This window comes from Oleiphilus sp. HI0066 (assembly GCF_001635725.1).
This window is the reverse complement of record NZ_LWFH01000697.1, coordinates 1-886: the sequence shown is the minus strand read 5'-3', so window position 1 is coordinate 886 and position 886 is coordinate 1. Positions and strand designations below refer to the sequence as shown.

The 886-nt window shown below is 41.6% G+C and carries 1 protein-coding gene; it reads right to left on the bottom strand.

The features are described from left to right. Positions 1-886, bottom strand: an 886-nt coding sequence (locus tag A3738_RS08740) for a DUF819 family protein (RefSeq protein WP_068763534.1), incomplete at both ends; no start/stop codon positions are given.

Genomic DNA, 886 nt, shown 5'->3' with positions numbered 1-886 from the left:
ATAGCCAGTAATTGCCGCGCAAAAACCGGGCACCAATAAGGCTTGATTGCGAAGTGCTCCAACAATCACTGGGATAAAAGGTACAGACATTATTGCTGCGGAAGATGTGACCAAGAAAGTGTCTACATCAATCTTGAAAACGCGACAGAGTCCCGCATGAATTGTCATAGCGCCAATTAGCATTAAGCCAATGTAGCTAAACAGAGCCCAATTTAAATCTGCTAGAACACTTAAGTTCGTCATACTTCCCATCGTAAAGCAGAACACAAGTACTAGGTACATTCCAACGCGAAAGCTCACTGTTAAACGACGAATTTGAGGAATGAACGAAGCAAGCATTCCGAGCGTTGTAATGAGAATGATTGTTCCTGATGATTTCATTGAACTGGGCAAGAGACTCGCCAAGCCAAGTGCTAAACCAATGATTAGTAGCGAGAGCACTGCCGTAATTATACCTTCTTTTAAACCTCTGAGCGTTCCAAGTACTTGGTAACTTGCTGAGGTTTCTTCGCCCAAATGTGCAAACTTGTTTTCCGACTTGTTAAGTACGTCCTGAGCTGCTGGTAATAAGACTTTGGTGAATAGCGGTTTGGCGAAACTTAAGACAAATAGCAAATATATCGCAGATAATAGAATGTCATAGCTAGTCATCATCACGAATATATCTTTATCACCTTCTATGGCNGCGTTGATTGCGGCCATGTTTGGCCCTCCGCCCGTATAAGCACCAACAGATAAGCCTGCTACCTGCCATAAGCCTTCGATGTGTCCTTGAAAAATAAAACTGAGGATAAACGTACAAATAATGATTGAAGCAAAAGCCATCAACATAGATTTACTAGATGAACCTGCTTGGGTAAAAGCACTTTTTAAATCTATAGAAAAT